This window comes from Niabella hirudinis (assembly GCF_051201075.1).
GTDB lineage: Bacteria > Bacteroidota > Bacteroidia > Chitinophagales > Chitinophagaceae > Niabella > Niabella hirudinis.
Genome location: NZ_JBPEHJ010000004.1, coordinates 323,251 through 347,847 on the forward strand (window position 1 = coordinate 323,251; position 24,597 = coordinate 347,847).

Below are 24,597 nucleotides of genomic sequence, written 5' to 3' on the forward strand. Positions count from 1 at the left end.
CTACGCAATGTCATTCTGAAGATGTCATCCCGGGCTTGATCCGGGATCTATTCTTATTTCAGAATCTATTGATAATTCATCTTTTTGGGATGCCAAAACAAGTTGGCATGACAAATAGGATACTTTTGAGACAGCCTCTCACAACCAGGTACTCCTTGCCCGGCACTGATGCCATCATCATCGCAGTGGGACTATTTCAACGCCTTAATAATCTCCACAAAATCCACCGCAACAAGCGAAGCTCCGCCAACAAGGCCGCCATCCACATCGGGGCAGGAGAATAACTCTTTTGCATTGTTAGCCTTCACACTTCCACCGTAAAGGATAGAAACACCATCTGCTGCTTCAGCTCCATACTGCTTTGCAATTACCGAACGCAGGTAGGCATGAATTTCCTGAGCCTGTTCTGTAGTGGCAGTTTTACCGGTGCCAATCGCCCAAATGGGTTCATAGGCAATTACTACATTCTTCAGATCCTCGGCCGACAGGTGAAACAAGGATTCCCGCAGTTGCTTTTCCACATATTCATTCTGAGTGCCGGCTTCGCGTATGCTCAATGGCTCGCCACAGCAGAAAATGGGTTTCAAACCCGCTCCCAGCAACAGATCCAGCTTTTCTGAAATTTCCAGGTTGGTTTCGTTGAAATATTCCCGGCGCTCACTGTGACCAATAATACAATATTGAATGTTGAGTGATTTGAGCATATCTACCGATACTTCCCCGGTATAGGCGCCCGATTTTTTATTGGAGCAGTTTTGCGCTGCTACATAAAAATTCTTCAGCGTATTTACCTTCTCATTTGCCGTCATCAGGTAGGGAAAAGGAATACCAAAAATCACCAGCTGGTTTTCGCTGGTTTCTATATTTTCATCCAGGATATCCTTCAGCAACTGTTGCCCTTCCACATAAGTTAAGTTCATCTTCCAGTTAGCCGCTGCTATTTGCTGTCTCATGATTTCTTTGTTTTTGTTTGATTATAAATTTGGGTAATTAACGCTTTTTCGTTTTCCGTTATGGTTTGTTTTTTGGTTTGCATCCACCGTTCCAGGTGCTCTAACGCTTTTTGCAGGTCATACATTATTGCTGCATCATACCCCCAGGAAAAGGAAGGTATCCACTTAGGGCTAAGTCCCGCCCCAAAGATATGGGCACAGATCCCGGTAACGGTTCCCGAATTGAAGGAGGAATTGATGGCGGCTTTTGAGTAATCGCCCATCAGCACTCCGCATTTCATGCCTGCCGTATAAACGCCGGATGGCAAAGGCACACGGATGTTCCCTGCCGTATTTTTCAGGTTGCTGTTACTGGTTCCTGCCCCCAGGTTACACCAGCTCCCGATAACAGAGTCGCCAAGGTAACCATCATGCGCCTTATTGGAAAAAGGAAATAAAACGGAGTTTTTGATCTCGCCGCCTACCGTGCAAAACGCACCTATAGTAGTTCCCCCGTAAATCCTCGTGCCCATCTTTACTACGGCACCTTCCCCAATAAATACCGGCCCGCGGATGCAGGCACCCTCCATCACCAGGGCGTTCCTGGAAATATATACCGGTCCTTTATCCGCATTAATGAAAGCGCACCGTACATCGGCGCCCTCCTCTATAAAAACCGCGCCGGCAGTGCTCAGCCGGTTCCCATCATCTACAGGAGCCGATTGCCGGCCTGCCGTAAGCAACTCAAAATCGAAACGCAGCAGGCGGGCATTTTTTTCAAAAATATCCCAGCCATATTCGATAAGATCGGCGTCCGATTCCGGAATATGACCAGTGGGAGTACCGGAAAAATCAGTGGCAGCCCTGCCATAGCCAATGAGGATACCACCTTTGTCCAGCTGCAGAAAATCGCCTTCCGAAAAGGTTTTGAGCTGCGCTACCAATTGACGGGAAGGCAGGAGGTTCACCGGGATGAACCAGTAAAGCCCGGAGCCCTGTTGCAATTCCCTTTCAACGATTTGCTCCCAACGGCGGCGGTTGTTCATCATACCTGCAGGTAACTCTTCCACAGCCTTTGTTAGGCTGAAAGGGAATAGCTTTTCCGGCTGATAAAGCTGATGGGTAAAAATGACGGAACGCATATAAGGCACCTAAGATAAACAGAAATGGGGGCAAAACAAAACCCCGGGGGCTCCGGGGTTTGCCCCGCTCTGGCGGGATGAAAAAATTAAACCAATTACTTCTTGGCGTATTTCTTTTTGAATTTGTCGATACGACCAGCCGTATCCACCAGCATATTTTTACCGGTAAAGAAAGGGTGTGAAGTGCTTGAAATTTCCAGTTTTACTACCGGGTATTCATTACCATCTTCCCATTGAACGGTTTCTTTTGAGTTTGCAGTTGAACGGCTTAAAAAAGTATCGCCGTTACTCATGTCTTTAAAAACTACTAAACGGTAGCTTTGTGGATGGAGCCCTTGCTTCATAATTATATGATTTTTAAGGTTGTACGGATTTTGCCGTACGGTTGTGAATAAAATTTGAGGTGCAAAGGTACGAAAAATATTAAATGTAAAATAATGAATGTAAAATTTAAAATCCGGAAACAAGCAACCCGGGGTACCCCAATGCTTCTTCCACATTTCAACGTATGAATACTAATAGTATTTATTTGAAAGAATGCAGTATCGCCTCTCCCCCAGATCATGCAGATAACAGACGAGACCCATCACTTTTATCCCCCTTGCTCAGTATCAATCGGGTTCGCTGTCACTCTCAAATTTTCACATTTTCAAATTTTCACATTTTCAAATCCCCCTAACTCCGCATATTCTCCACCTGCAGCGGCAGGCCCAGCTCCCAGCCTTTTGAAGCCTGTATCACCTCCTGCAGGTCATCAATCTTTTTGCCCGTTACCCGCACCACATCCTCATGAATAGAAGCCTGCACCTTCAGGCCGGCATCCTTAATGAGTTTTACGATCTTCTTGGCATCCTCCTGCCGGATACCGTTGCGCACTTCAATTTCTTTTTTCCAGGCCTTTCCCGACTGGCTTCCCTCCTTCCCCAGGTCAAATGCTTCCGGGGCAATTCCCTGCTTGTGCGCGCGGCTTACCAGCACATCCAGCAATTGTTTCATCTTCATATCATCATCGGTTTCCACATGGATCTTAAATGTTTTTTTATCAAGATCCATCACTACATGAGATCCTTTAAAATCAAAACGGTTGGTAATCTCTTTCTTCACCACGTTTACGGCATTGTCCAGCGCCTGCGCGTCTACTTTACTGGTAAAATCAAATGAAGGCATATCTGAAAAATTAAAATTAACGATATATTGTTTGTAAAATGTTGTTTGTGATATGTTATTGAGAAATGTAAAATTTAAAAGTACTAAGAACTTCGGAAAATGTAAAATATCGGCGTAAAATGTTGTTGACAAACAGGACATTCCCATATCCCCACATTCTCACATTTTCAAATTCCCACATTCTCACATTTTCACATTTCCACATTTCCACATTTAATAATTATTTAAAATCCATGCGAACGCCCACATCGATAATTCTGCCGATAAAGTGTTATTATTGTGCATATACACCGAAAAGATATGCAGAAGGTTATACCCCGGGACATCAGTTGGCTGGCCTTTAACGGCCGCGTGCTACAGGAAGCAGCGGACCCTACTGTTCCGCTTAATGAACGGATCAAATTCCTCGGGATCTTTTCCAACAACCGTGATGAGTTTTTCAGGGTACGGATTGCCTCGCTTAAGCGCATGCTGCGGATTGAGTCCAAAATGAATATGCACCCCGAAAAGAATCCTAAAAAAATACTGGAGCAGATTCACGGGCTGATGGTCGACCAGCAGGAGGCTTTTGAACGGGTTTGGAAAAATGTACAACGCAGCCTCAACCGGCACCAGATCTATCTTCGCACCGAAGCGCAGCTCACCAATAATCAAAAAAAATTCATCCGGGACTTTTACGAAACGGAGATCGGCCCGAATATCATTCCCCTGATGATTGAAAACATCAGGAAGTTTCCAACGCTCCGCGATAAGTCTATTTTTTTGGGCGTGGTGATGCGTAAAAGCTACAACCGGCAGGATCGCAAATACGCCATTATTGAAGTACCGGTTACCGCCGTCGGGCGTTTTATTGAGCTGCCCTCCAGAGCAAGTCAGCACGATATTATACTACTGGAGGATGCCATCATTTTCAACCTCCCGCATATTTTCCGCTTTCTGGGTTACGATGAGTTCAGTGCCCATATTTTTAAGTTTACCCGTGATGCCGAACTCGATATTGACACCGCCGATAACACTTCTATTATTCAGAAACTGGAAACAGGTTTAAAGAACCGGAAAAAAGGCACACCCGTTCGCTTCACCTATGATGAGCGAATGGATCCCGAGCTTTTGAATTACCTTGTTACCCGCATGGGCTTTGGCAAGCAAGACGCCATCAGCCCTGCGGGTGCGATTCATAATTTCAGGCATTTTATCGATTTTCCTTCTAAAGCCTTCAAAAATCTGAGTAAACGGAAACAACCTTTTGACCATCCGCTGTTGCTGGACCAGCGCATTTCCGATGTAATCATGCACCGGGATGTACTGCTGAGCTACCCCTACCATAGCTTTACACCCATTATCGACCTCATCCGCGAAGCAGCCTTCGATCCCGAAGTGGTATCCATAAAAATCACCTGCTACCGCCTGGCCTCCCAATCCAAAATCGTTAACGCCCTCATCAATGCCGTACGGAACGGCAAGGAAGTAACGGTAATGCTGGAGCTGAAGGCCCGCTTTGATGAGGAAGCGAATATGGAATGGAAACAGCGCCTGGAGGATGTGGGCGCCACTGTTTTAACCGGTTTCCCTAACATGAAAGTACATGCCAAGCTCTGCGTTATCAAAAAAAGAAAGGGAACCCGAACCGGGCATTACGGATTTGTAAGTACCGGCAACCTCAACGAAAAAACTGCCCGTATTTATGCCGACCATTGCCTGCTGACTTCCAATAAAAAAATAATGGCCGATGCTAACCGGATCTTCGCATACCTCGAAAAGCCAAAGATCAATGAACAGGCTTTATCCAAATGCAGTACCATCATCCCCAGCCCCCATCTCATCCGGACCTTCCTGTCAAAATTGATCGACCACGAGATAGCCTTGGCCCGCAAAGGCAAAAAAGCAGAAATGATCATTAAGATGAATTCGCTTTCAGACATCGAGATGATCCAGAAACTTTACGAAGCCGCCCGCGCAGGTGTGGTGGTAAAACTGATTGTACGCGGTATCTTCTGTATGCTTTCGCAAAACAAACGGTTCAAACATAAGGTAACGGCCATCAGTATCGTGGACGAATACCTGGAGCACGCCCGTGTGTTTGTTTTTCATAACGGGGGCAATCCCCGGGTATTCCTTTCTTCTGCCGACTGGATGCTAAGAAATATTGAGCACCGTGTAGAGGCAACCTGCCCGGTGACCGACCCGGAGCTGAGAAAAGAACTGATTGATATCTTAAACATCCAGCTGAGCGATAATGTAAAAGCCCGCCTCCTGGATAACGAACTTAAAAATAAATATGTACATTCGACTTCTAAAAAAACAAGATCCCAGGAAGTGATCTATAATTACCTGATTCAAAAAAAATATTCATAGTTGAAATTAGCGGCTATTGATATCGGCAGTAACGCCGCCCGTTTGCTGATCACAGATGTGCGGATGATCAAAAAAAACAAGCCTGATTTTATAAAATCCAACCTGATCCGGGTTCCCCTGCGTTTGGGTTTTGATGTTTTTGAAAACGGCGAAATTTCACCAGGGAAAACGGCGCATATACTCAGCACCATGAAGGCTTATCGCCACCTGCTGGATGCTTACGGCGTGGAGCGGGTAAAAGCCTGCGCTACCGCCGCCATGCGCGATGCAAAAAACGGCGCCCAAATTATCGAACAGATAAAAAAAGAAACGGGCCTCGACATTGAAATCATCTCCGGCGACCGGGAGGCGGCACTGATCTATGAAAGCCATGTTGCCGAAAACCTTACCCGGGATGGATCCTATCTGTATATAGATGTAGGTGGTGGCAGTACGGAACTTACCTGCTTTACCAATGGGGCCATGACCTTTAAACGCTCCTTTAATATTGGCACCATCCGCCTGCTGAAGCAACAGGTAACCGAGGCACAATGGGAGGAGATGAAAGGTGATATCCGCAATCATATCAAAGGCATCAAAAAGATTACCGGCATCGGATCCGGGGGAAATATCAACAAGGTTTTTTCCCTGTCGAAACGCAAGGAAGGGAGACCGCTTTCGCTGGAGCTGCTTCGCGATTATTATAAGGAATTCAGCAATATGACCCTTGAGGAGCGGATGAGTAATTATAAGCTCCGTGAGGACCGCGCAGACGTTATTGTGCCTGCCCTGTTGATTTATATAAATGTACTAAAATGGGTAGGCGCCGAAGAGATTCTTGTTCCGAAAATCGGACTGGCCGATGGGTTGATCCAGAGCCTTTATGAGGAGATTGAAAATGTGGAAATGTGAGAATTTGAAAATTTGAAAATGAGTATTGGTTTCAACATTTACGGGCATTTCGTATTTTGATTTGAAATTTGAGATTCGTACTAACCGTATTCTTCGTATATTAGTAGGTTTGTCGAAATCAGAAATCAGAAAATGTCTATAAATAAAGAAGTAAAAAGGGTAACCACGCATACACTGGCAAAAATGAAAGCCGCCGGCGAAAAAATCAGCATGCTTACTGCCTATGATTTTTCTTTTGCCCGGATTATTGATGGCGCAGGTATTGATGTGATCCTGGTGGGCGATTCGGCCTCCAATGTTATGGCCGGGCATGAAACAACACTGCCCATCACGCTGGATCAGATGATTTACCATGCGCAATCGGTGATCCGCGGGGCGCGGCGCTGCCTGGTAGTGGTGGACCTTCCGTTTGGAGCCTATCAATCCAACTCCGAAATTGCCCTCGCATCTGCCGTCCGGATTATGAAGGAAACAGGCGCCCATGCGGTCAAAATGGAGGGCGGCGAAGAGATCGTGGATTCTATAAAAAAAATTGTTTCTGCGGGCATACCGGTAATGGGCCACCTGGGATTAACCCCCCAATCGATCTACAAATTTGGTACTTATGCCGTACGGGCAAAGGAAGACGATGAGGCCAACAAACTAAGAAACGATGTGCTGCTGCTGCAGGAAGCCGGTTGTTTTTCTATTGTATTGGAAAAAATTCCGGCCCTTCTGGCAAAAGAGGTTACCGAAAGCCTCTATATTCCCACCATTGGCATCGGCGCCGGCAGGTATTGTGATGGCCAGGTGCTGGTTATGCATGATATGCTGGGCATCAACACCGAGTTTAAACCAAAATTTCTACGACAATACCTCAACATTTTTGAGCAGGCTACCACTGCCATCCAGCATTATATCTCTGATGTACAATCGGGCAATTTCCCCAATGAGCAGGAGCAATACTGATAGCGCCCTCTTTCCGACATCGCAGTAATAACCACTAAAATCCTGTGTTGTTGCCACTTAAACACAGAAACACAGATTTTTTTAATGCTGCAGCAATACCTTGCTTTTTATGTAGAAAGCCCAAGGCCCCGAGTTTTAGAACTTTTGTGGCAAGTACAGGAGATGCAGATTTTCAGTGCTTCAGTGGCAACCCCCAGATGACTTTACCGGAGTAAATGGCGCCGTCCTTTATGTGCGCCCTAAAATCTTTGATATAAACAGGAAAACCCAAGGGTAATCTGCAACAAAAGACCCCGGCGATCCCTTTGATCTTCTCCTGTAGCTATCAGTCCGGTTTCAGTTTATTGCGGGCCTTCATATAAAACTATTTTAAAAAAGAAAAGGCGGAACAATGGGCGGCAGTTCTTCATCCTGCTCTTCTGTATAAGGCATTCCCTTTATAAAATTTACAAGGTCCCTGTTCAGGCGGCCGCGGTGCGTATAAAATAATCCATGCGGGGCCCCGGGGTATACCGCATACTGGGCGCCAGGGACCAGTTCCGCCAGCCGGTCGGAACTTACGGTCCTTGGCACAATCTGATCCTCATCTCCATGTACCAGGAGCAGCGGAAGATGCATGGCCTCAAGATCGCTTCTAAAGTCGGTTGCCGAAAAACTCGTAATGCAGTGCACCATGGCATGCATGGCTGCCCGTGATGCCAGGCCCAGGTAATATTCCAGCAAAGGTTTGCTCGCCGACCTGTTCAGGAGTGAGGTTCCAAAAAACTGTTTCATAAAAGTTTCCAGGAAACCGATATGGTCAGTTTTTATCCCCGTGATCATATCGCTAAAAACTCCCGCCTCCATGCCATAAGGGTTTCCTTCCGTTTTCATCAGGAACGGCAGCACAGGGCTTATAAGCGCAACCCGGCTGACGCGGTTGCGTCCGAATGTTTTCAGGTACCGGGCTACTTCTCCGCTCCCCATCGAAAAGCCAACGAGCACCGCCTCCTTCAAATCCAGTTGTATCATAAGTGCATTCAGATCGGCCGTCAACGCATCATACTCATACCCCATCCAGGGTTTGCTGCTTTTACCAAAGCCCCGCCGGTCATAGGATATCACCCGGTTTCCATTGTCTACAAGATCCGAAAACTGGTACTCCCACATTTCCATACTAAGCGGCCAGCCGTGTATCAACACCACCGGCCGGCCCTTTCCGTAATCGCAGTAGGCGATTTCTATCATTTCTTCCTGTACCGGGTCCTTGTAGGAGATTATTTTCATAGTTATTCTTTTGCCCGCTTTAAATTCATGTAGACTTTTATGAGGCTGTATCAAAAGTCCCTATTTTGTCGTGCCGTCCCGATGGCGACCGGGATTGTTTCGGCATCTAATGATGCTTGTTAGTCAGCAGATTCTGAAACAAGAATAGATCCCGGGTCAAGCCCGGGATGACAAGTTCAGAATAACATCATGCTGTAAAGCAACTTTTGAGACAGCCCCATGTTTTTTTGCAGCACCGTTTAACCCACAGCCCATCTATGAGCATGCCCCTTTCTTTTATAAAGCAGCCCTGCTACAGCCCCCATGGCCAGGGCGGCACCAATCCCAATTTTCAGATACCGGCTGAGTTTTGTCCGGATGTTCGGACGATTCTTATGAATCTCATTTACCTCTTTTACAAATGCTGCAATGTCCTCATCAGCGTATACACCATAGGCATCCAATAAAGTACCCTGCGCACCATCCCGGGTTTTCAGCAGGTATAAAATGGCGCTATCCGCCGGGTCGCTTTCCCCCTCAAACCGGTAAAAATTTTTAATAATTACTTCATCCGGTGCATAAAGCCGCTCTGCTCCGCTAAAGGAAAGCCCCGGGCCACTGATAAAAAAGTCTCTTGTGTATCCTTCTTTTATAGCACTGTTGATACATTCGCTGATTGTATTCATTTTCTGGGAAGACGTTTCTTTTTTCATGGTGGTCGTTTATCCATACCGCCTCAAAAATGCTGCCGGATAGCCGGCCCGTTTATTGCACAATCATAATGAGGCTATTCAACACTTTGATAGTGAAGCATTATTATTCATTGTTAAAATAATACGCGATGATACGCAAACTTAAATCCGGCAAGTACCGGTTGTATTCGCGAAATCCGGATAAAAAAACACATAAGCGGAGGAACCTCGGAACCTTTGATACGCTTGAAGCCGCCAAAAATCACGAACGGGAAATTCAATACTTTAAACAGCATTCCTGATTTTACCAGAAACAGGGACCAGTTCTTCTTTTAGGGGCAATCAGAGCAACCTGGTCAATGGTGAGGATGAGTCAATGGGTAATGATCAATAGTCAATGAGGTACAAAACCTTAAACCTTCCCCGTCCGTACCGGCGTCCGGTCAGGCGGGCTTTAAACCTGAAACTCTAAACCAGGTATCTTCAGTATTTACCGGTTACAATTCCCTCCAGGTCGTAATCATAGGCCTTTTCGATCTGCACATTGTAAAAGGCACCGATCGTTAATTTTTCGCTACTGTTGATGATCACCTCATTGTCCACTTCCACGCTATCAAACTCCGTACGCCCGATGTAGCGGCCGGCTTCTTTTTTATCGATAAGTGTTTTGAAAGTTCTGCCTACTTTTTCCTGGTTCAGCTCAAAAGAGATTTCCTGTTGAAATTCCATAATCTCCTGGGCACGGCGCTCCTTCTCCTCCTGGGGAATGGTATCGGCCAGTTGATACGCCGATGTATCTTCCTCATGCGAATAGGTAAAAATACCTACACGGTCGAAACGTTCTTTTGCCAGAAATTGTTTGAGTTCTTCAATATCGTCCAGTGTTTCACCGGGGAAACCGGCTATTAAAGTGGTACGCAAACAAATACCCGGTACCCTTTCACGAATGGTGCTTACAAGATCTTCCATTTCTGCCCGGGTAATCTGCCGTTTCATGGCATCCAGCATATTATCCGCTGCGTGTTGCAATGGCATATCCAGGTAATTGCAGATATTGTCCCGCTGACGCATTACATCCAGGATCTCCAATGGAAACTTTGTAGGATATGCATAATGCAGTCGAATCCACTCCAAACCGGGGATATCGGCCAACCGGTTCAGCAGATCAGGCAGCATCCGTTTTTTATAAATATCCAGCCCATAATAAGTCAGCTCCTGGGCAATCAGCATGATTTCTTTTACACCTTTTTTAACCAGGCCTTCTGCTTCTGCCACCACCTGCTCCATAGTTTTGCTGGTATGTTTTCCGCGCATCAGCGGAATGGCACAAAAGGAACAGGTGCGGTTGCAGCCTTCGGAAATCTTCAGGTATGCATAGTGTTTAGGCGTAGCCAGCAGCCGCTCCCCCAGTAACTCCGTCTTATAATCGGCTTCAAATTGCTTCAGGATCAAGGGCAATTCCATGGTACCAAAAAAAGCGTCCACTTCCGGAATCTCTGTTTCCAGGTTGTTCTTATACCGCTCGCTCAGGCAGCCGGTAACATAGACCTTATCCAGCCTTCCGCGCTTTTTAAACTCCACCTGTTCCAGGATCGTGTTAATGCTCTCTTCCTTAGCCTTATCAATAAAGCCGCAGGTATTCACTACTACAATATTATGATCAAACTTTTTGTTCTCGTGCACCACGTCAATTTCATTGGCCAGCAACTGGCCGCTCAGAACTTCGCTGTCCACCATATTTTTACTGCATCCAAGCGTAATGATGTTTACCTTATCTTTCTTTAATGTTCTTGCTTTCAAACCGGGGTTTTGTTTTTTAGAAGCTGCAAAGGTACGATAAGACGCCGACATGCAACGTTATTCACCCGCAGTGAGTGCATTTACCCCCGGAAGAAATGGCCAAAGCCGTCCCTTGGGATCTATTAGTAGATTACAAACCAAACAATTAAAACCCTCCGGGCAACTTATGAGTCCGGCCACTCAGTTTCAACACCTTCGGTCTGTATAAATGCCTGAAACCGTTTCAGCAGCTCCCGGTCTTCGCGTACGGTTGCCGGCAATACCCCCTGCGCCTTTGCAAATACCAGCAGCAGCCCTACGGCTTCGCCAATGCTCCATTCCACAGGATGCAGGCGGTAACATCCGTTGGTGATATGCGTAGTGCCGATATTCTTGCTGGCCGGAAAAATATTTTCCATTTTAACAGGCAGCAAGGCCCCCAGCGGAACCTGGAATGGCAGCGAAGGAAAATCGATATAATTGGTGCCCCGGCTGCCGGGATGCAGATCAATGTGATAATAGCCGATGCCGACCGAGTCAAAAAACGAAGCAGCTTTTTCCTTGTCAGAAGCAGCGACCCGGGCCCTGTTGTCCCGGCCTACATGCTCTTCAAGAACCGTGAACTGTGCCTTTATTCTTCGCGATTCGCGGATATAGGGATATTTTGCCAACCCATCGGCAGTACCCATAACATCCTTCCGCAGGCGCAGTCCCGGCCACCCCCGCCCACCGCCGGACCGGGGAGCCGCGGTTTGCAGCCAGTATAGTAAGGACAGGCTGAGCTGTTTGGCCCGGTCTACATGCCTTTTAAATTCCCGGGGCGATACATCCACTATGTTCCCGGGCATATAATCATTCTGCGGCCAGTTAACAATCGTAATGTCTCCTTTAAAAAACCCTTCCTTAAAATTTTTGCGGTCGATGATCTTCCGGTAGTTCCACAGATTCAGGAGTGTTCCGGTGGACCTGCCATCCGGCGAAAAACCCAGTTCTTTTGGCTGCAGGGTTTGAGGTTGCGCATATTGCAGACTCAATAGTTTCCCGGGCCAGGCGGGGTTGAGCGCGGGAACATAGTTTCTCCAAAACAAATAGTCCGCCGGTCTTGGAATGATATGACGCTCCCCTTCCATATAATCCATGGCAAAACACATGGTAAATGCCTGGTTGTTTTCCGGATCAGCCGCTTCCGCTGCATGCAGTTCCCCCGTTTGCTTCCGGGATTCCGTTCCGGTTACGTATGCCGTTCCCGTTAAGGGCAACAACTCGCCCAGCTCGGTTGCATCAATAAACCAGGCACCTTCCAATACCACCAGTGCCCCGTTTTTTGCATTCCTTGCGGTGAGCGATACCACTCTTGTGCTCCTCACAGCGGCTTTTAAAATCTGGTGCTGCATCAGCAATAACAACCTTCCGCTGGAAACATAGGGCATCAGCATTTGACGGATCACGGCTTCCGCTACAGCCGGTTCATGGCAAAGCCGGGAAACAGCGCCGTTTCCGGGATTGAGACGCGGATTGTTTTTTTCTTTTTCGGTTAAGGGATAATACTGGCGGTAATAATCGCGAATCCGGTTCCTGAGATCACGGTACGACAGCGGAGCACCATGTGTTTCAATCCAGGGGTGCTCATCCGGTGGTACCCCCTGTGCCGTCAGCTGGCCACCCAGCCAGTCGGTCTCCTCTGTTAACAGCACCGTTTGTCCATTCCTTAAGGACGCCAGCGCCGCAGCAACACCACCCAATCCGCCTCCCGCAATCACTACATCCGCCTTAAGCGTATTGTCGTTCCTGATAATTTTCACATCCGGATCGGCAGCGGAAAAATGAAAAGGGAGGGCTGAACTTAGGGCAGCGCCGGCGCCGCTCCCGCTTAACAGTCCAATAAAATTTCTTCGCTTCATAGTTGCTAAACAATCGTATAAATGATTGCTAATATAGGTAAAAACGCTTTTTTTCGCTGATCTTCACTGAGAATCTTCTTCTGCGTTTTATTCGCGTGAATATTGAAGATATGACCTTCCGGATTCTGCGGAAAAACCTCCCCGATATCCAAACCTCAATATCTTTGCAGCTATGAAATGGATGCCGGTTTCCTATATTTTGTTGCTCTTCTGTATCGTTTCCTGTAATGAGCGCTCTGAAAAAGCCGTTATCAGCAATGGCATTTCAGATACCCTTGCCGTTGCGCGAAAAAACACATTAACAAACCTTCACTATGACCTGTCGTTTGATATTCCGGCAAAACCAACGGCTGCTATTACTTTAAAAGAACGGCTGTCCTTCCATTACGCCGATGCCTCGGGTGCGCCCCTGCTCATCGACTTTAAAGAAGATCCGCAAAAGCTGAAAAAGATCACCATAAACGACAAGGAGATCCCAATCCACTACGAAAATGAGCACATCATTATTGATGCCCCACTGCTAAAAAAAGGCGCCAACCACATCCTGCTTCAGCTTATTGCAGGCAATGGCGCATTAAACCGGAGGGACGATTTTTTATACACCTTGTTTGTTCCCGACCGGGCCCGAACGGTTTTCCCCTGCTTTGATCAGCCAGATCTGAAAGCCACTTTTACCCTCAGCCTTGCTATTCCCGGGGACTGGGTAGCAATAGCCAATGGGAAGCTCCGTGATTCGACTATCAATAACGGGCGAAAACTCCTGCATTTTGCCCCTTCAGATAAGATCAGCACCTATCTTTTTTCATTTGCAGCAGGAAAGTTTCGTGTTGCCAAAGAACGATGGAGAAATGATGAGATCGAATTTTTTTACCGCGAAACGGATTCCGAAAAAATAAACAACAGCCTGCATGCCATCTTTGAGCAATACAAAAAAATGGTGGAGTTTAATGAGCAATGGACGGGCATTGCCTACCCTTTTCAAAAACATGGAATGGTTGCGATACCGGACTTCCAGTTTGGCGGCATGGAACACCCCGGCGCCATCCTGCTGCAGGCCGCTACCCTCTTCCTAACAGGAGATGCAACCGAGAGTCAGCTAAACAGCCGTGCCCATTTACTGGCGCATGAAGTGGCCCATATGTGGTTTGGCGACCTGGTAACAATGAGCTGGTTTTCGGACGTTTGGATGAAGGAGGTCTTTGCCAATTTTATGGCGGACAAAGCCACGGCCATGCCCCATCATGACCAGGGATTTTCCTTAAAATTCCTCACCGATCATCTTCCACCTGCCTATGCCATCGACCGGACAACCGGGGCTAATCCCATCCGGCAGCCCCTGAATAACCTGGAAGAAGCGGGCACTTTATACGGTGGAATTATCTACCATAAATCGCCGGTGATGATGCGGCAGCTGGAAGACCTTATGGGAACCGACGGTTTTCAGAAAGGCGTACGAACCTACCTGAAGACCTTTGCTTTTAAGAACGCCTCCTGGCCCGACCTTATCGGCATTCTTGATCAACAGGCTCCTGCAGATCTTCGCGCCTGGAACGCCGTTTGGGTAAATAAGCCGGGAAGGCCCGTATTTGATTACAAGATGAACTATGCTCCCGGCGGCGGCTCCATTACCGGCTTTGCCCTCTTTCAAAAGCCGGAGTTTGGCACAGGCCTGGTGTGGCCGCAACGCTTTGATATCAGCTTCTATTATAAAGGACTGGTACGCACGATTACGGTAAGCGATAGTCTGCCGGCGCAGGAGGTACCCCGGGCCCTGGATCGCAAACGGCCGCTGTTTATCCAATTTAATGCCTCTGGTACAGGATACGGAGTATGGCCCATTGATACCGCCATGCTCCCGCATCTTTTCGGCATCGATAACTATGTTAGCCGGGCCTCTGCCTATATTTCACTTTATGAAAACATGCTGAATGGCCGCTATACAACCCCGCTGCAGCTGCTCCGGCTTTTTGAATCGGGCCTTGCCAGGGAAACAGTGGAACTTAACATCCGACTACTCACGGGCTATATCAGTACAATCTATTGGAGTTTTATCGCGCCACAGCAGCGCAGCCTGTATATCGCAACGCTGGAAAACAGCATCTGGAAGGCGCTTCAGCAACAAAAAAACACCAACAATAAAAAGATCCTTTTCGGGTGCTATCAATCTGTTTTTGGTACAGAAACCGCTACTGCAAGACTCTATAGTACCTGGTATAGCCAGGACCCTCCGGCAAATGTTGTCTTAAAAGAAGAGGACTATACCAATCTCGCATTCGCGCTGGCGTTGAGAAGTAAGACCGGCGATAAGATCCTTCAGCAGCAATTGCTGCGTATTAAGGATCCCGACCGGGCCAAACGATTCCGGATCATCATGCCGGCGCTCTCCGCCGATTCCGTTGTCAGAGATCAGTTCTTTGCGGGCCTGCAGCAGCGCAAAAACCGCTCCAACGAGTCGGCTGTTAGTGCTGCACTTACCTACCTGCACCATCCAATCCGGCAGCCATCTGCAGAAAAGTACCTGGAAAAGACGCTGCAACTGTTGCCCGAGATTCAAAGTACCGGAGACATTTTCTTTCCCGGCAACTGGCTTCAGTCCAGCTTTGGTAACTACCAGTCTGCCCCGGCCCATCATATCGTTACGGTGTTTTTGCAAACTGATCATACATTAAACAGTTCCTTAAAGGCCAAAGTGCTGCAGAGCACGGACAACCTGAGGCGGGCGCAGGTTATTGTGCATTAGATCTGCAGGTGGAATTTGCGTTACTTTTTAATATAGGGAAATAGCCATTACTACTATTTTTTGCAGACGCGAGGAGATCCCGCATTGGCGGGAGCCCTGATTCGTGTCTCCACGAATCGGAAAAATCTTATACGCCACAGAAGAAAATGGCCAAAACCATCAAATAAATATTTCTTACCTTTAGTAGTCTTTGTTTTAAACCATCAGGACACCAATGATGCAGGAAAAAAAGTTTCAATTCTCCTATAAAATTTTGGAAGACAGCCATGCTTTGGCCGATGAAGATGCGGCCTTACTGGAGTTGGCGCGCGCAACCACACAAAAAGCCTATGCGCCTTATTCAGGGTTCCACGTAGCCTGCGCCGCAAAGCTGGCCAACGGAAGCACGGTTGTAGGAACTAACCAGGAGAATGCTTCCTACCCCGTTGGCATCTGTGCTGAAAGAGCATTACTGGCTGCCGTAGGAAGCGGGTACAACGATGAGCCCATCCTCACCCTTGCCATCTCTTATCACCCCGTCAATGGCAGCAGCAATCGCCCTGTTTCGCCTTGTGGTATGTGCCGGCAGGCTTTATCAGAATATGAAAAACGTACGGGAACGCCGATCCGCCTGTTATTATCGGGCATGGAAGGCCCCGTATACGTCATCAATACTATAAAGGACCTGTTGCCGCTGGCTTTTAGCGAAGATGACCTATGCTGAGAAAGAGAAATAAAAATGGATAGAGAACTATTGCTCAAATTTCCGCTCCAGCTCCACCCCCACTTTGCCGGCAAACCCTTCAATAGGAACAGTAAGTTTATATAAACTCATTTTTAGTCGTGTAATCCCGGGGAACCGCTCCTTCAAAGTGGCAGCCAGTTCGGTAAGAAACGTTTCCAGCAATTCCCGCGGACGCTGCATTTCATGGTTTACAATGCCATAGATTGCTGCATAGTTCAGGGTGTCTTCCAATTTTGTAATAACCGCATCCCCTTTTTGAAAAGAAACCGAAAGATTCATTTCAAAGGCGTTGCCCGTTGTTCGCTCCTCGGCATATAAACCATGAAAAGCAAAAAAGCGAAGCTGTTCCAGGTGTATGGTAATGACTTGTGCCATTCCTTGTTTTTTGCCGGCCTGTTTAATGAATGCCTTTCTCCCCCAGATAACGTTCTGCGTCCAATGCCGCCATACAGCCGCTTCCGGCTGCCGTTACCGCCTGGCGATAGATCTTATCCTGCACATCACCCGAAGCAAAAACCCCTTCAATATTGGTTTTTGAAGTCCCGGGTATTGTTTTAATATACCCCGCATCATCCATATCAAGAAATTCTTTAAAAATACCGGAATTGGGCTGATGACCAATTGCCACAAAGAATCCGTTAACTGGGATCTCCTCTATGGTTCCCGTCTGGTTGTTTTTTATACGTACACCACTTACCGTTTTTTCGCCCAGCACTTCTTCGGTATCCGTGTTGAAATAGACTTTAATATTCGGTGTTTTAAATACCCGGTCCTGCATCACTTTTGATGCCCGCATGGCGTCTTTGCGTACCAGCATGTGTACAGTGGTGCAAAGTTTGGACAGGTAAAGGGCCTCTTCGGCCGCCGTATCACCGGCGCCTACAATGGCCACTTCTTTTCCCCTGAAAAAGAACCCGTCACAAACGGCACAGGCGCTTACTCCAAACCCGTTCAGGCGTTCTTCGCTCGAGAGACCCAGCCATTTGGCGGACGCGCCGGTAGAAATGATCACGGCATCGGCTTCTATCAGCTTTTCATCATCAATCCAAACCTTGTGCGGCAGACCGGAAAAATCGACCCTGGTAGCAATCCCGAAGCGGATATCCGCTCCCATCCTTTTGGCCTGTTTTTCAAAATCGATCATCATTTCCGGCCCCTGTATACCTTCGGGGTATCCCGGATAGTTTTCTACTTCGGTGGTGATGGTGAGCTGTCCGCCGGGCTGAATGCCCTGGTATAAAACGGGGTTCAGGTTGGCGCGGGAAGCATAAATTGCCGCCGTATAACCCGCCGGTCCTGAACCAATAATTAAACATTTTACTCTTTCTACTCCTGTTTCCTGTGTCATATAGATGGTTTGATCGATTATGCTAAAACACCCCGATAACAATCGGGGCGGCATCGTACAACGCTTTTATGTTATATAAAACTGAATTATTACAAAAATACAGCGAAAAGGTTTATTCCATGTAACGGCTTCCCCACAACGAACGCATCCAAATGTGGATTACGCCGCTAATCGGCAAACTTTTTCCGCAAGGCATCCAGGCTCGACTGAAAGTTATTTTTTCCGGCAGTTGCGGGCTTGGCGGCCGGCTTCTGTTGGTTACCTGCCGGCCGGGGTATTCCTTCTGCGGGTGAGGCATCCTTCATACTCAGCGAAATTCGTTTCCGTGCTGCATCTACTTCAAGTACGGTCACCATCACCTTCTGATTCAGTTTCACTACTTCATTCGGGTCGCTTACAAATTTATTGGCCAGGTGCGATACATGCACCAGTCCATCCTGCTTTACCCCCACATCCACAAAGGCGCCAAAATTCGTGATATTGGTTACAATACCCGGCACTTTCATTCCGGGTTTCAGATCTCCGATGGCGGCCAATCCCTCGGCAAAACGAAATTCTTCAATGGCCTCCCGGGGGTCGCGACCCGGTTTTTCCAGTTCTTTCAAAATATCTTCGATGGTATATTGCCCCACCGTTTCTGTAACAAAATCCCGCGTTTTGATTCCTTTGCGCAGCTCGGGCTTTGTGATCAGTTCTGCTACGGTGCAGGCCAGGTTACCCGCCATAGCCTCCACAACGGGGTAGCTCTCCGGGTGCACCGCCGAATTATCCAGCGGGTTTTGCGCATTGGGAATACGTAAAAACCCCGCACATTGCTCATAGGCCTTGGGGCCCAGCATGGATACCTTCAACAGCTCTCCCCGGCTTTTGAACGCCCCATTCTTCACCCGGTATTCCACGATATTTTTTGCAGTAGTCGCCGTTAGGCCAGACACGTACATCAACAGGTGTTTGCTGGCCGTATTTACATCCACGCCCACATAGTTTACACAGCTTTGCACCACCTGATCCAGGCTATCCTTTAAACGATTCTGATTTACATCGTGCTGATACTGGCCCACCCCAATACTTTTTGCATCGATCTTTACCAGCTCACTCAGCGGATCCAGCAGCCGGCGCCCGATGCTAATGGCTCCGCGCACGGTTACATCCTCGTCCGGAAATTCTTCCCGGGCCACTTCGCTGGCCGAATAAATAGAAGCCCCGCTTTCATTGACCATAAAAACCAAAACAGGTTTTCCGAAATCGATGCTCCGTACCAGTTTCTCCGTTTCCTTGCTGGCGGTACCGTTTCCATAACCAATCGCTTCAATATCATATTTAGCAACCAGACGCTTCAATGCTTCGGCTGCACCATAGGCATCATTTTGAGGGGCATGGGGAAAGATCGTCTCATATTTAAGAAAAGTGCCGCTCTCATCCAGGCATACCACTTTACAACCGGTTCTGAAGCCGGGATCAATAGCCAGTACCCGTTTATGTCCCAGCGGCGAGGCCAATAATAGCTGGCGCAGGTTTTCTGCAAAAACTTTAATCGCTTCTTCGTCGGCCGAAGTCTTGCTGTTCATCCGGAACTCGGTTTCGATAGCGGGTTTCAACAGGCGGGCATAGGAATCCTCAACAGCAAGCCCCACCTGGGCGCCCGTTTCACCGGACGACCGTACAAATTCGGTTTTCAGCAAACCAATGGCAGTATCTTTTTCAATGGAAATATCCATAATCAGGAAACCTTCTTTTTCTCCCCGGCGGATGGCCAAAACCCGGTGTGACGGACATTTGGAGAGCGGCTCTTTAAAATCAAAATAATCACGGTACTTCTGGGCATCAGCCTCTTCCTTTTTGCTGGTGAGCACACGCGATGCAACCACCGATGTTTCCTCAAACATCTTACGCACCAGGGTACGGGCCTGCTCGCTTTCGGCAATACGCTCTGCAATAATATCCCGTGCGCCCTGCAACGCTTCCGCCGTATCTTTAACCAGCTCGCCGATATATTTGGCGGCTTCCGTTTCCACAATAGCACTCCCCTGCGCCAATAGCAGGTCGGCCAGCGGCTCCAGCCCCTTTTCAATCGCTATAGAAGCCTTTGTTTTACGTTTGGGCTTATACGGGAGATAAATATCCTCCAGTTCTGTTGCATTTAAACATTCTTCGATTCTTTTCTTCAGATCCGGAGTTAATTTACCCGCCGCTTCTATAGTTTTCAAAACGGTTTCCTTACGCTTTTCCAGTTCATCATAGTAACGGATCTTATCGATCACATTGCCCACCTGCACCTCATCCATATTGCCGGTTGCTTCTTTGCGGTAACGGCTGATAAAGGGGATTGTTGCGCCCTCCGCATGCAACTGTTCTACATTTCCAACCTGCTTTACCGGCAGGCTCAGGTCTGTAGCGATCTGGTGTATATATTTTACGTCCATTTTTTAAATTCGTTGGGGTGCAAATGTAAGTGGTGCTATCAAACAAACAAAGACCTGTGAATAACAATCTCCCCTCTCCAGAACCTTGCAGCGGATCGCCGGCCTCATTTTTTGTCACAATTTGCCGGACTACCCCCCCGTATGCTTCCTGTGGCGATACAGGTCTTCAAAGTGGCGGTTCTGTCCGCGGTCCGATTTCAGTCATTTTTCTTTTTTTGATCCGGATCATCATTTTTAAAAGCATACAACCTTCAGCAACCGTTGCCGGTCTGTTTTCCGGATACCCTAAACAATGGTACTTTTTTTGCACCCTGATGTTGCAAAACCTAAAACAGATCGTTTAACCATTAAACAATAGTGATGATGAAACAAATTCAATTAGCAGGTTTTTTACTCATGGCAATAGCGCTGCTATCCTGCGGCACGACCAAAAAAACAGGAACAACCATGGTAAAAAATGAAGATGCACAAAAACAGCTTGAGCACTTTCCAAAAGAGAAAAAAGGTTATAAACGCTACGTGATCCTGTTACCGGCCAAAGGCGCTGGTGAAGCCGATCTTAAAGTGGAACTGATGCCCGGGAAGGTAATACCCACTGACTGTAATACCCGCTCGCTGAACGGCAAAATAACAGAAAAAAATCTTGATGGATGGGGGTATACCTATTATGAGTTTTCCTCCAACGGAACCGTCATTTCTACAATGATGGCCTGCCCTGACGGTAAAAAAATAGAAAAATTCGTAGGCGCCCGCCCCGAACAGATTCGCTATAACAGTCAATTACCCATTGTGGTATTTGTACCCGATGGCTATGAACTAAAATACCGGATCTGGAATGCAGGCAGCGCTTCGGATGCCGCTGTTAAATAAGGCCGTTCAAATAACCATTCTTCTCAATCGCAGGGCTGCCCCGCTAATTTCCGGGGCAGCTTTTTTGTGGCGCTCAATGTTTGCAGCTGAAACACACCGAAAGGGACAAAGCGGCCCGGTGGTTTATTTCACGCAATGACGCGGAGGAGCAAAGACGCAGCGGTTTTATCAGGTGCTTCGTGCATCTTTATGCCCTTATGTCTTTGTGGCGTTCAGTGACAAACATAGGAAACACTGAAGGCCTGGACTTTTCTAAATTAAAAACAGGGCCGCTGCTATTGCATTAAAAAAATCTGTGTTTCTGCGTCTCAGTGGCCCCAAAAGTAATCAGTTTGTACACCGGTCACATAAAAAGGGCTGCTCATTTGAACAGCCCTCTGTATAGGAAACGAACCAAAACACTATTTAACTAAAGGCGCTCCTGCTCTTCTTTGAAGGCTTACTTTAACATTCGTATTCTTAAACGCCGCTACATAACCTCCTTTGTCTTCCTTCCGGATTACGGAATTGATCGCATCATCTTTGTAATCAAAAAAATCATCTACTTCAAGACGGATATTAAACCCGGCCGTTTTGTTGTATAAGGTTCTGCTTCCCCCAACGGAAAAATCACCGTAGATAATATCACTCTTCTCGGGCCAGTAATACTTATCTTTTTCAAGGCTATAAACTACAGCATAAGAACCGTCATAATCCATCTGCACCACGGAATAAGGCGACCCAACTTCGGAAACATACACAGTAATACCTGTTTCATTAGTATAGCGATCATCATCCCGCCAGTAATCCCTCTTGGAACAGCTTGCTAAAACTACAACTGCCAAAACTGATAAAATTGAAAATGTAAAAATCCGTTTCATGGTAGTTTGATTTTAATTGTTTTTTACTTTTTTTTGAGCCCTCGTCTTTGATATATAGAAGATAAACAGGTTATGAAAATTGCATGCCGTTTGTTAAAAAACAGATAAATAAAAACATTGCCGGTTGCTGCAAGACAACGTACTTTTGCCTTTTAATTTTCAACATGAGGAAGTTTTTTATCCTGTTACTTGTTTTGAGTATTGCAATGATTACCAGCTCCGCATTTGGCCAATACCTGGTGGTGGGCACTTATACCCATAACAACAGCGCCAGTAAAGGCATCTACATTTATGACTTTGATCCCCAAACCGGCCACCTTGAGCCCGTAAGCAGCGCACAAACCATAAACCCCTCCTATCAGGTAGTTTCAAAAGACCAGCGCTTTGTTTACTCCGTAAACGAAACCGCCAACGGGAGCATCAGCGCCTTTTCCGCTGATCGCGCAAACGGGAAGCTCACACTTCTGAATACGGTAAAAAGCGGGGGCGATGATCCCTGCTACCTGGAAACAGACCGGAGTGGCCGTTGGCTGTTTGCCTCCAATTACTCCAGCGGCAGCTTTTCTATCTACGCTATTCTAAAAGATGGATCACTGGGCGCCCTTTCGCAGCTGGTAACACATAAAGGCAGCGGACCGGATAAGAGCCGCCAGCAGGGGCCGCATGTACATAGCACTACCATATCGCCCGACAATAAATTCTTATTTGTATGCGACCTTGGAACCGACCAGATCGTTTCCTATCCCTTTAATGCTAAAACTGGTAAAGTGGACACGGCCCATACCAGTATTATTCAAACAGCACCTGGGGCGGGTCCACGCCATCTGGTCATTTCAAAAAATAAAAAATTCGTCTATAATATTGATGAAATGTTTGGAACGGTAAACGCTTATGCATTGCATAAAGGAAAGCTGCAGCAGCTCCAGACCGTAGACGGACTAAAAGCCAAAAAGGGAAAGGCTGCCGGTGCGGATATCCACCTCTCTCCCAACAATAAATTCCTCTATACGTCACAGCGCAGTAACAGCACGATTGAAGTTTACAAAACGGACCTCAAAACGGGAATGCTCCGGTTTGCAGGCGGGGTTTCCACCAATGGGAATTTTCCGCGAAACTTTACCATTGATCCCTCGGGTCATTGGTTACTTGCGGCCAACCAGAAAAGCGATAATATTACTATTTTCAAAATCAACCCTGATACCGGCATACCCCAGGCCACCGGCTACGAAATAAAAGCAGGAATACCCGTATCACTTAAATGGATCTTAAAATAAACAGACATGAAACCTACTTTTCTCCTTTTGTGGATCACCATCACAACACTGATAGCCGCCCAGGGTCAGGCCCAATCGCTGCCGGCGCAGCAATTCCGGAAAGAAATTGCAGATCCCACCGGAAAAAATATATTGGATGTAAGAACTACCGATGAGTATACAGGGGGGCATATTGCCGGTGCAGTAAACATTAACTGGATGGACAGTTCCTTTGGAAAGAAGGCGCTATTACTGCCAAAGGAGCAGCCTGTATATGTATACTGCCTCAGTGGTGGCAGAAGCGCCAAGGCAGCCGCTTATTTGCGCAGTAAAGGATATAAAAAGGTGTACGAGATGGAGGGAGGAATGCTCAAATGGCGTGCCGCCAAATTGCCGGAGGAAAAAACCACTACCGGGAAGGGATTGTTTTCTAAATCTGATTTTGAAAAGGCGTTGAAGACCGACAAATTAGTGCTGGTCGATTTCTATGCCGAATGGTGCGGGCCCTGTAAAAAAATGGAGCCCTATCTGAAGGAGATCGCGCAGGACAAGGCGGCCACTGTAACCGTGTTGCGGATCGATATTGATAAAAGCCCTGAACTGGCAGAAGCCCTGAAGATCGATGCACTGCCGGTGTTACATATTTATAAGAAGGGAAAGCTGCAATGGTCGCACCTCGGCTATCTTACAAAAGACAAGGTGCTGGCTAACCTGCAATAGCCGCTACTTCTTTTAGCACCAGGTTTTTGATATCCTCCAGCCGCATAATGGTTTCCGTTAACCGGTGCCTGGGAATGCCAATATCCATTACACAAAACAGTTGCAACTCCTGTTTAACAATCGTACAGTCAAATTGCTTCACCGCGGTCATCACCTCATTGAGCTGGGTATAATCAAATTGCAGGTGATAGATTTTTAGTACCGGTTTGCGTACCAATGGCGTTACCTGCAATGCCAGGGCGGCAGCCGATTTATAAGCATTGATCAGCCCCGGAACGCCCAGCAATGTTCCGCCAAAATAACGTACAACAATAATCAGCACATTGGTTACCTGCCTGCTATCGATCTGACCCAGGATGGGCCTGCCGGCTGTGCCCGAAGGCTCTCCCGCATCGCTTACCCGAAAGGCATTGCCATCAGTTCCCAGGCGGTAGGCAAAACAATGATGATTCGCCTTAGGGTGTTCTTTTTTTACAGCAGCCAGTATCCTTTTAAAATCATCGGTGTGCTGAAGCGGGTAAGCAATGGCAATAAAACGGCTTCCCCTGTCTTTAAACTCCGCCTGTCCGCCGGTTTCAATAGTCTGATAATAATTCCCCTGCTCCAT

The 24,597-nt window shown here is 47.3% G+C and carries 22 protein-coding genes; 9 read left to right on the plus strand and 13 right to left on the minus strand.

Annotation, left to right across the window (positions count from 1 at the left end):
* Positions 1-191 precede the first annotated feature (191 nt).
* The 4 genes from tpiA to GGU45_RS10330 form a co-directional block, all read right to left on the minus strand.
* Entirely contained in the window at positions 192-953 is a 762-nt protein-coding gene (gene tpiA / locus GGU45_RS10315) for a triose-phosphate isomerase (RefSeq protein ID WP_435224432.1), read from the minus strand.
* Positions 950-2,074, minus strand: a complete 1,125-nt coding sequence (locus GGU45_RS10320; RefSeq protein WP_435224434.1) for a putative sugar nucleotidyl transferase — start codon at positions 2,072-2,074, stop codon at positions 950-952. The genes tpiA and GGU45_RS10320 overlap by 4 nt, the downstream gene beginning before the upstream one ends.
* A gap of 95 nt (positions 2,075-2,169) precedes the next feature.
* Positions 2,170-2,418 (minus strand): type B 50S ribosomal protein L31, encoded by a 249-nt coding sequence (locus GGU45_RS10325; protein ID WP_435224436.1) that lies wholly within the window; start codon positions 2,416-2,418, stop codon positions 2,170-2,172.
* Positions 2,419-2,749: 331 nt separating this feature from the next.
* Positions 2,750-3,241 (minus strand): YajQ family cyclic di-GMP-binding protein, encoded by a 492-nt coding sequence (locus GGU45_RS10330; protein WP_435224438.1) that lies wholly within the window; start codon positions 3,239-3,241, stop codon positions 2,750-2,752.
* A gap of 300 nt (positions 3,242-3,541) precedes the next feature.
* Between GGU45_RS10330 and ppk1 the strand changes: the two genes are divergently transcribed.
* The 3 genes from ppk1 (at position 3,542) to panB (ending at position 7,435) form a co-directional block, all read left to right on the plus strand.
* Positions 3,542-5,596 (plus strand): polyphosphate kinase 1, encoded by a 2,055-nt coding sequence (gene ppk1 / locus GGU45_RS10335; protein ID WP_435224440.1) that lies wholly within the window; start codon positions 3,542-3,544, stop codon positions 5,594-5,596.
* A complete protein-coding gene (locus GGU45_RS10340; RefSeq protein ID WP_435224442.1) occupies positions 5,597-6,487 on the plus strand; it encodes a Ppx/GppA phosphatase family protein in 891 nt (296 codons plus the stop codon).
* A 132-nt stretch (positions 6,488-6,619) separates the two neighbouring features.
* On the plus strand, positions 6,620-7,435 hold the full coding sequence (gene panB / locus GGU45_RS10345; RefSeq protein ID WP_435224444.1) for a 3-methyl-2-oxobutanoate hydroxymethyltransferase: 816 nt from the start codon (positions 6,620-6,622) through the stop codon (positions 7,433-7,435).
* Between the two features lie 369 nt (positions 7,436-7,804).
* Here the strand turns inward: panB and GGU45_RS10350 are convergent, their stop codons facing one another.
* On the minus strand, positions 7,805-8,701 hold the full coding sequence (locus GGU45_RS10350) for an alpha/beta fold hydrolase (RefSeq protein ID WP_435224446.1): 897 nt from the start codon (positions 8,699-8,701) through the stop codon (positions 7,805-7,807).
* Positions 8,702-8,940: 239 nt separating this feature from the next.
* Positions 8,941-9,393 carry a hypothetical protein gene (locus GGU45_RS10355; RefSeq protein WP_435224448.1) on the minus strand — a complete coding sequence of 151 codons (453 nt, stop codon included), beginning with the start codon at positions 9,391-9,393 and terminating at the stop codon, positions 8,941-8,943.
* 128 nt (positions 9,394-9,521) lie between these two features.
* Between GGU45_RS10355 and GGU45_RS10360 the strand changes: the two genes are divergently transcribed.
* On the plus strand, positions 9,522-9,674 hold the full coding sequence (locus GGU45_RS10360) for an AP2/ERF family transcription factor (RefSeq protein WP_435224450.1): 153 nt from the start codon (positions 9,522-9,524) through the stop codon (positions 9,672-9,674).
* 181 nt (positions 9,675-9,855) lie between these two features.
* Here the strand turns inward: GGU45_RS10360 and rimO are convergent, their stop codons facing one another.
* Both rimO and GGU45_RS10370 read right to left on the minus strand, forming a co-directional pair.
* Entirely contained in the window at positions 9,856-11,172 is a 1,317-nt protein-coding gene (gene rimO, locus GGU45_RS10365; RefSeq protein WP_435224452.1) for a 30S ribosomal protein S12 methylthiotransferase RimO, read from the minus strand.
* Positions 11,173-11,336: 164 nt separating this feature from the next.
* A complete protein-coding gene (locus tag GGU45_RS10370) occupies positions 11,337-13,052 on the minus strand; it encodes an FAD-dependent oxidoreductase (protein ID WP_435224454.1) in 1,716 nt (571 codons plus the stop codon).
* Between the two features lie 172 nt (positions 13,053-13,224).
* On the opposite strand from GGU45_RS10370, the gene GGU45_RS10375 reads away from it, so the two are divergent.
* On the plus strand, positions 13,225-15,792 hold the full coding sequence (locus GGU45_RS10375) for a M1 family metallopeptidase (protein WP_435224456.1): 2,568 nt from the start codon (positions 13,225-13,227) through the stop codon (positions 15,790-15,792).
* Positions 15,793-16,006: 214 nt separating this feature from the next.
* Positions 16,007-16,495 carry a cytidine deaminase gene (locus GGU45_RS10380; RefSeq protein WP_435224458.1) on the plus strand — a complete coding sequence of 163 codons (489 nt, stop codon included), beginning with the start codon at positions 16,007-16,009 and terminating at the stop codon, positions 16,493-16,495.
* A 27-nt stretch (positions 16,496-16,522) separates the two neighbouring features.
* Here the strand turns inward: GGU45_RS10380 and folB are convergent, their stop codons facing one another.
* The 3 genes from folB to GGU45_RS10395 form a co-directional block, all read right to left on the minus strand.
* Positions 16,523-16,891 carry a dihydroneopterin aldolase gene (gene folB / locus GGU45_RS10385; RefSeq protein WP_435224461.1) on the minus strand — a complete coding sequence of 123 codons (369 nt, stop codon included), beginning with the start codon at positions 16,889-16,891 and terminating at the stop codon, positions 16,523-16,525.
* 22 nt (positions 16,892-16,913) lie between these two features.
* Positions 16,914-17,864 carry a thioredoxin-disulfide reductase gene (trxB, locus tag GGU45_RS10390; protein ID WP_435224463.1) on the minus strand — a complete coding sequence of 317 codons (951 nt, stop codon included), beginning with the start codon at positions 17,862-17,864 and terminating at the stop codon, positions 16,914-16,916.
* A 167-nt stretch (positions 17,865-18,031) separates the two neighbouring features.
* Positions 18,032-20,287, minus strand: coding sequence for a Tex family protein (locus GGU45_RS10395; protein WP_435224464.1), 2,256 nt, complete (start codon positions 20,285-20,287; stop codon positions 18,032-18,034).
* Positions 20,288-20,647: 360 nt separating this feature from the next.
* Between GGU45_RS10395 and GGU45_RS10400 the strand changes: the two genes are divergently transcribed.
* A complete protein-coding gene (locus tag GGU45_RS10400) occupies positions 20,648-21,157 on the plus strand; it encodes an ecotin family protein (RefSeq protein ID WP_435224466.1) in 510 nt (169 codons plus the stop codon).
* A gap of 401 nt (positions 21,158-21,558) precedes the next feature.
* On the opposite strand, the gene GGU45_RS10405 is transcribed toward GGU45_RS10400, so the two are convergent.
* Positions 21,559-22,017, minus strand: a complete 459-nt coding sequence (locus GGU45_RS10405; RefSeq protein ID WP_435224468.1) for a hypothetical protein — start codon at positions 22,015-22,017, stop codon at positions 21,559-21,561.
* Between the two features lie 164 nt (positions 22,018-22,181).
* On the opposite strand from GGU45_RS10405, the gene GGU45_RS10410 reads away from it, so the two are divergent.
* Positions 22,182-23,291: a lactonase family protein gene (locus GGU45_RS10410; RefSeq protein WP_435224470.1), complete on the plus strand. Its 1,110-nt coding sequence runs from the start codon at positions 22,182-22,184 to the stop codon at positions 23,289-23,291.
* 6 nt (positions 23,292-23,297) lie between these two features.
* Positions 23,298-23,990, plus strand: a complete 693-nt coding sequence (locus tag GGU45_RS10415; RefSeq protein WP_435224472.1) for a thioredoxin domain-containing protein — start codon at positions 23,298-23,300, stop codon at positions 23,988-23,990.
* Here the strand turns inward: GGU45_RS10415 and GGU45_RS10420 are convergent.
* Positions 23,977-24,597, minus strand: coding sequence for an IMPACT family protein (locus GGU45_RS10420; protein ID WP_435224474.1), 621 nt, complete (start codon positions 24,595-24,597; stop codon positions 23,977-23,979). The genes GGU45_RS10415 and GGU45_RS10420 overlap by 14 nt on opposite strands.

Bases quoted from the DNA above. Each gene is read 5' to 3' on its own strand.
- GGU45_RS10325 (WP_435224436.1), bottom strand. From the start codon at position 2,418: ATGAAGCAAGGGCTCCATCCACAAAGCTACCGTTTAGTAGTTTTTAAA.
- GGU45_RS10370 (WP_435224454.1), bottom strand. From the start codon at position 13,052: ATGAAGCGAAGAAATTTTATTGGACTGTTAAGCGGGAGCGGCGCCGGC.
- GGU45_RS10330 (WP_435224438.1), bottom strand. From the start codon at position 3,241: ATGCCTTCATTTGATTTTACCAGTAAAGTAGACGCGCAGGCGCTGGAC.
- GGU45_RS10420 (WP_435224474.1), bottom strand. From the start codon at position 24,597: ATGGAGCAGGGGAATTATTATCAGACTATTGAAACCGGCGGACAGGCG.
- GGU45_RS10410 (WP_435224470.1), top strand. From the start codon at position 22,182: ATGAGGAAGTTTTTTATCCTGTTACTTGTTTTGAGTATTGCAATGATT.
- tpiA (WP_435224432.1), bottom strand. From the start codon at position 953: ATGAGACAGCAAATAGCAGCGGCTAACTGGAAGATGAACTTAACTTAT.
- ppk1 (WP_435224440.1), top strand. From the start codon at position 3,542: ATGCAGAAGGTTATACCCCGGGACATCAGTTGGCTGGCCTTTAACGGC.
- GGU45_RS10415 (WP_435224472.1), top strand. From the start codon at position 23,298: ATGAAACCTACTTTTCTCCTTTTGTGGATCACCATCACAACACTGATA.
- GGU45_RS10400 (WP_435224466.1), top strand. From the start codon at position 20,648: ATGATGAAACAAATTCAATTAGCAGGTTTTTTACTCATGGCAATAGCG.
- panB (WP_435224444.1), top strand. From the start codon at position 6,620: ATGTCTATAAATAAAGAAGTAAAAAGGGTAACCACGCATACACTGGCA.
- GGU45_RS10380 (WP_435224458.1), top strand. From the start codon at position 16,007: ATGATGCAGGAAAAAAAGTTTCAATTCTCCTATAAAATTTTGGAAGAC.
- GGU45_RS10350 (WP_435224446.1), bottom strand. From the start codon at position 8,701: ATGAAAATAATCTCCTACAAGGACCCGGTACAGGAAGAAATGATAGAA.
- GGU45_RS10320 (WP_435224434.1), bottom strand. From the start codon at position 2,074: ATGCGTTCCGTCATTTTTACCCATCAGCTTTATCAGCCGGAAAAGCTA.
- GGU45_RS10360 (WP_435224450.1), top strand. From the start codon at position 9,522: ATGATACGCAAACTTAAATCCGGCAAGTACCGGTTGTATTCGCGAAAT.
- GGU45_RS10375 (WP_435224456.1), top strand. From the start codon at position 13,225: ATGAAATGGATGCCGGTTTCCTATATTTTGTTGCTCTTCTGTATCGTT.
- GGU45_RS10395 (WP_435224464.1), bottom strand. From the start codon at position 20,287: ATGGACGTAAAATATATACACCAGATCGCTACAGACCTGAGCCTGCCG.
- GGU45_RS10405 (WP_435224468.1), bottom strand. From the start codon at position 22,017: ATGAAACGGATTTTTACATTTTCAATTTTATCAGTTTTGGCAGTTGTA.
- trxB (WP_435224463.1), bottom strand. From the start codon at position 17,864: ATGACACAGGAAACAGGAGTAGAAAGAGTAAAATGTTTAATTATTGGT.
- folB (WP_435224461.1), bottom strand. From the start codon at position 16,891: ATGGCACAAGTCATTACCATACACCTGGAACAGCTTCGCTTTTTTGCT.
- GGU45_RS10355 (WP_435224448.1), bottom strand. From the start codon at position 9,393: ATGAAAAAAGAAACGTCTTCCCAGAAAATGAATACAATCAGCGAATGT.